This window comes from Oscillibacter sp. KLE 1728 (assembly GCF_934833455.1).
Lineage (GTDB): Bacteria > Bacillota > Clostridia > Oscillospirales > Oscillospiraceae > Oscillibacter > Oscillibacter welbionis.
This window is the reverse complement of sequence record NZ_CAKVVF010000114.1, coordinates 1-5278: the sequence shown is the minus strand read 5'-3', so window position 1 is coordinate 5278 and position 5278 is coordinate 1. Positions and strand designations below refer to the sequence as shown.

The following is a 5278-nucleotide window of genomic DNA, read 5'->3' as shown; positions in this document are numbered from 1 at the left end:
GCCAGCGAGGGCGCCGGCCTGGGCCACGACTTCCTGCGGCACGTGGACCGCTGCCGCCTGCTGGTCCATGTGGTTGACGTGTCCGGCAGCGAGGGCCGGGACCCGGTGGAGGACTTTGATGCCATCAACGCGGAGCTGAAGCAGTACAGCCCGGACCTGGCGGAGCGGCCCCAGATCGTGGCCGCCAACAAGGTGGACATCCTCCCCCCGGACTCCGACAACCTGGAGCGGCTCCGGTCTCATGTGGAGGCTCTGGGCTACACGCTCCTGGAGATTTCCGCAGCCGCTCACCAGGGCACCCGGGAACTGGTGAAGAAGACGGCGGAGATGCTCTCCGTCCTGCCCCCTGTCACTGTGTATGAGCCGGAGTATGTGCCGAAGGCCCCGGTGATCGATGCCTCCGCCCCGCTGGACATCCACCGGGAGGACGACGGTACCTGGATCGTGGAGGGTCCCTGGCTGCGGCAGGTGATGGGCAACGTGAACTTCGCCGACTATGAGAGCCGGATGTGGTTCGACAAGGTGCTGCGGGACAATGGCTTCTTCCAGAAGCTGGAAGAGATGGGCATCCAGGACGGTGACATTGTTTCCCTATACGATTTTGAATTTGAATACCAGCGGTAAAATCCAGGGGCGGGCCATTTGGCCCGCCCCTGTTCTTCCAAAATTCAAAATGAAAATTAGAGAAATTTTTTACACTTTTTTGTGATAAACTCACAAAGTTTTTTTCAGAGCTTGACAGGCGGGCCCAGCGTGTTGTACACTCAGCCCAAGTTCAAAAGCACAAACCAATGACGCGGACGAGTACACGGACGTCGCTTCTCCAAGAGAGCTGCCGGTGGTGGGATGGCAGCAGAAGGGGCCCCGCCGAATGGACCGCAGAGGGCGGGCTGAACGGGATCTCTCCCCAGTAAGCGCCGACGGGCTTTTCCCCCGTTACCAGGGAAAGACGTGTGTTGGCACGTCGCCGAGTGGGCGAGTAATCGCCAAGTTGGGTGGCACCGCAGAAGTCGCAGACTTTTGTCCCAAGGGAACCATAGGAATGGGTCCTTGTGGGATGAAGGTCTTTTTCTTTTTCTCCAAAGGGCCGCAGATCAGAAAGGAGCACAACCATGACATTCGAGAAAATCCCCTACAAAATCTACCTGACCGAAGACGAGATGCCCATGAATTGGTACAATGTCCGGGCAGATATGAAGACCAAGCCCGCCCCTCTGCTGAACCCCGCCACCGGCACGCCCATGGGCTTCGATGACCTGCGTCCGGTGTTCTGCGACGAACTGATCCGGCAGGAACTGGACAATGACACCCGGGAGATCCCCATCCCCCAGGAGATCCGGGACTTCTATAAAATGTACCGGCCCTCTCCCCTGGTGCGGGCCTACTGCCTGGAGGAAAAGCTCCAGACCCCCGCCAAGATCTACTACAAGTTCGAGGGCAACAACACCTCCGGCTCCCACAAGCTGAACAGCGCCATCGCCCAGGCTTACTACGCCAAGAACCAGGGCCTCAAGGGCGTCACCACTGAGACCGGCGCCGGCCAGTGGGGTACTGCCCTCTCCATGGCCTGTTCCTACCTGGGGCTGGACTGCCAGGTCTACATGGTGAAGGTCAGCTACGAGCAGAAGCCTTTCCGGCGGGAGGTCATGCGGACCTACGGCGCCGCCGTCACCCCCTCCCCCTCCGATACCACCAGCGTAGGCCGGGCCATTTTGAAGGAGCACCCGGGTACCACCGGCTCCCTGGGCTGTGCCATTTCCGAGGCAGTGGAAGCCGCCGCCAGCCAGCCCGGCTACCGCTATGTGCTGGGCAGCGTCCTTAACCAGGTGCTGTTGCACCAGTCCATCATCGGTCTGGAGACCAAGGCGGCTCTGGACAAGTACAACATCGTGCCCGATATCATCATCGGCTGCGCCGGCGGTGGCAGCAACCTGGGCGGTCTGATCTCCCCCTTCATGGGTGAAAAGCTGCGGGGCGAGCGGGATTACCAGTTCATCGCCGTGGAGCCCGCCTCCTGCCCCCAGCTTCACCCGCGGCAAATTCGCATACGACTTCTGTGACACCGGCAAGGTCTGCCCCCTGGCCAAAATGTACACTCTGGGCAGCAACTTCATTCCCTCCGCCAACCACGCCGGAGGTCTGCGGTACCACGGCATGAGCCCCGTGCTCTCCGAGCTGTACCATGAGGGGCTGATGGAGGCCCGTGCGGTAGAGCAGACAAAGGTCTTTGAGGCGGCGGAGCAGTTCGCCCGGGTGGAGGGCATCCTTCCGGCGCCGGAGTCCAGTCACGCCATCCGGGTAGCCATCGACGAGGCTATGAAGTGCAAGGAGACCGGCGAAGAGAAGACCATTGTCTTTGGCCTCACCGGCACCGGCTACTTCGATATGGTGGCCTATGAGAAGTTCCACAACGGCCAGATGACCGACTATATCCCCACTGACGCAGAACTGGAGGCCAGCTTCGCCCAGCTGCCCAAGGTGCCGGGACAAGATTGACCCTAGTCACGAAGACAGCGGAGGACATGTTGTCCTCCGCTATTTTCTCTGTTCCGGTGGTTTTTCTGCATAAATGTCGCCGGTCTGCGCAAACTGGATCCGAATCCATTTGCCCAGACTGGAGGAATGTCTTGTGTCCAATCCCAACCGCCGCGGCGCCATGGCGCTGGTGTCCGCCTCCCTGTGCCTGACGCTCGCCGCGCTGTTTTATTTCACTGCCCCGGCACCGGCCCTCACCGCCTCCGCCCCCATCGCGGTCCCTGCGGCTGCGGACTGGGGGCTATCCTTCCCCACAGAGGGGGAATCCCCAGTGGGCAATGCCTCTGCGGAGGACCTGGCCCAATACGGCGCCTACTACCTGGGGGATACCAGCCAAAAGGTCCTCTACCTCACCTTTGACTGCGGATATGAGAACGGCTGCACAGAGGCCATACTGGACGCCCTGAAAAAGCACAATGCCCCCGCCGCCTTCTTTGTGGTGGGGCATATGATCGAATCTGCTCCCGACATCGTCCGCCGCATGGCGGCAGAGGGCCACATTGTGGGCAACCACACGTACCACCACCCGGATATGTCCAGCATCTCGGACATGGCCGCATTCCAGAAGGAGCTGACGGACCTGGAGACCCTGTACCAGGAGACCACAGGACAGCCTCTCTCCAAGTTCTACCGCCCGCCTCAGGGAAAATACAGTGTGGAGAATCTGAAGCAGGCCCAACAGCTGGGATACACCACCGTGTTCTGGAGTCTGGCCTATGTGGACTGGAACACGGACGATCAACCTTCTGCGGAGGAGGCCTATGCCAAACTGCTGCCCCGCATCCACGACGGAGCCATCGTGCTGCTCCACTCTACCTCCGCCACCAACGCCGCGATCCTGGATGACCTGCTGACCAAGTGGGAGGAGATGGGCTACACCTTCGCCTCCCTGGACCAGCTGCCCGGGCTGGCCTGACCACGCACCGGACCGGACGCAGCGCCCGGCTTCATTCTCCCCTTGCTTCCTGCCGCCTGACATGATAGGATGGTGGAGACGAAAGGGGGCGGCGTCCCATGCGTTCTCTCTCCAAATCCAAGTGGATGGAAGCTGTTCAGTCCTACGTGCTCTATTTCTTTTTCTACTCCGTGCTGGGGTGGCTGTATGAGGTGTTTCTGGAAGTGGTGGTCTACCGCTGGGGATTCACCAACCGGGGTGTGCTGCTGGGGCCCTACTGCCCGGTGTACGGCGTCGGCGCCCTAGTGTTCCTGCTGGCCTTCTCCCGCCTGATGGCTAAGCGGGAGCCAGCGTGGTTCCGCTGGGTGAAGCCGGTGCTGGTGTTCCTGGGCTGCATGATCGCCGCCACCGCCATCGAGCTGGCCACCAGCTATCTGCTGGAGGCCCTGACCGGTGCCTGGCCCTGGCAGACCTACCGAGACTACGCCATCAACTTTGAGGGCCGTATCGCTCTCTCCCCCTCCATCCGCTTCGGACTGGGCGGACTGTTGTTCCTGTACGTGCTCCAGCCCCTGTTCCACCGGCTGGTCCACAGCCTGTTGCCCCGGGTGCGCCGCGGGGCTTGCATCGCCGTTCTGGTGCTGCTGGCTGTGGACTGCGCCGTGCTGCTGTTCCGGTGATGCCGCCTGCCGCATTAATCAAAAGAGGACTGACTTGGTCAGTCCTCTTTCTGTTCTTCCATCATCTTTTCCAGATACTGCTGGATGCAGCGGAACGTCTCCTCGCTGAGGTCGTGTTCCACCTTGCAGGCATCCTCCGAGGCCACCTCCGGCGTTACTCCCAGAAGGACAAAGAGCTTGGAGAGGGTCTTGTGCCGACCGTAGACACGGCTGGCCACTTCCAACCCGCTTTCATTCAGAGTGATGAATCCGTCCGCATCCATCGAGATATAACCGTTTTCCCGCAGCTTCTTCATGGCGATGCTGACGCTGGGCTTGGAGTATCCCAGCTCGTTGACGATGTCAATGGACCGCACCTGCCCCCGCCGCTGCTGCAAAACCAGGATGGACTCCAGATAGTCCTCTGCGGACTCGTGGATTACCATGGCGCTCAACCTTTCTCTTTGGAGAATAAATCACTTGCCGGAAAACGTGAGCCGCCTATCGGCCGTGATCTATTTCGAGCGGGAAAGGTCATGCGGATAGTGGAAAAAAGAGAGACATGCTTTAACATGTCTCTCTTTTTTGGTGGAGATAAGCGGGATCGAACCGCTGACCTCTTGACTGCCAGTCAAGCGCTCTCCCAGCTGAGCTATACCCCCGAGCCGTGTGTTCCGCGGCGGAACATTTGCTAGTATAGCAGGCAGGCAGAAGAATGTCAACCCCCTTTTTTCAATTTTTGCACATCTGCTCCGAGAACCTTCCGGTAGGGGGCGGCCTGGCATCTCCGGCCCGGGACAGCCCTGCCGGAGCGCGAGATTGAGCTGGTGTAGGAAAAACGGCCTCATTCTGAAATTGAATGGGACCGCTTTGATTCCCGATCCGTGCGGATGAATTAAAAAATGCCCTTGTTGTACTTGAATTGACCATAGAGAATCATAGCCAATCCAACCGCATAACCAGTAAGGACAATATAATCCAATATCGCGGTTTTAAAAATAACTTCAAGAAGTGCAGAAAGAATCATAGAAACCCCCATTACCAGAGTTCCGGACCCGACACACTTTCCATATTTAGGAATATCACGCTCAGAGACTTTACGGCGGTTATACCAATGAATGGAAGAGATATTCCCTTTGATATTGGTGATCCCTAGTACCGTAAGGACACCTCCAATCAATAAAAATAC

The 5278-nt window shown here is 59.0% G+C and carries 5 protein-coding genes, 1 tRNA gene, 1 pseudogene and 1 other annotated feature; of the genes and pseudogenes, 4 read left to right on the top strand and 3 right to left on the bottom strand.

All coding sequences use genetic code 11. From position 1 onward, the window contains the following. From cgtA to QVE23_RS10290, 4 genes and pseudogenes are all read left to right on the top strand, one after another. The coding region (gene cgtA, locus QVE23_RS10305; protein ID WP_287968157.1) for an Obg family GTPase CgtA at positions 1-624 on the top strand (624 nt) is incomplete at its 5' end. A 158-nt stretch (positions 625-782) separates the two neighbouring features. Beyond that, positions 783-1031, top strand: a binding site (T-box leader). Between the two features lie 81 nt (positions 1032-1112). Beyond that, positions 1113-2496, top strand: a pseudogene (locus QVE23_RS10300) (TrpB-like pyridoxal phosphate-dependent enzyme). Between the two features lie 160 nt (positions 2497-2656). After that, complete coding sequence (locus QVE23_RS10295) at positions 2657-3451, top strand: polysaccharide deacetylase family protein (protein ID WP_021750080.1); 795 nt, start codon at positions 2657-2659, stop codon at positions 3449-3451. Positions 3452-3549: 98 nt separating this feature from the next. Beyond that, positions 3550-4110 (top strand): putative ABC transporter permease, encoded by a 561-nt coding sequence (locus QVE23_RS10290; protein WP_287967176.1) that lies wholly within the window; start codon positions 3550-3552, stop codon positions 4108-4110. 38 nt (positions 4111-4148) lie between these two features. On the opposite strand, the gene QVE23_RS10285 is transcribed toward QVE23_RS10290, so the two are convergent. From QVE23_RS10285 to QVE23_RS10275, 3 genes are all read right to left on the bottom strand, one after another. Continuing rightward, positions 4149-4535, bottom strand: coding sequence for a metal-dependent transcriptional regulator (locus QVE23_RS10285; protein WP_021750078.1), 387 nt, complete (start codon positions 4533-4535; stop codon positions 4149-4151). Positions 4536-4675: 140 nt separating this feature from the next. Continuing rightward, positions 4676-4751 (bottom strand) — tRNA-Ala (locus QVE23_RS10280). A 233-nt stretch (positions 4752-4984) separates the two neighbouring features. Next, on the bottom strand, positions 4985-5278 hold a 294-nt coding region (locus QVE23_RS10275), incomplete at its 5' end, for a hypothetical protein (RefSeq protein ID WP_287968155.1).

Coding starts and splice junctions, on each gene's coding strand:
- QVE23_RS10285 (WP_021750078.1), bottom strand. CDS start 4,535: ATGGTAATCCACGAGTCCGCAGAGGACTATCTGGAGTCCATCCTGGTT.
- QVE23_RS10290 (WP_287967176.1), top strand. CDS start 3,550: ATGCGTTCTCTCTCCAAATCCAAGTGGATGGAAGCTGTTCAGTCCTAC.
- QVE23_RS10295 (WP_021750080.1), top strand. CDS start 2,657: ATGGCGCTGGTGTCCGCCTCCCTGTGCCTGACGCTCGCCGCGCTGTTT.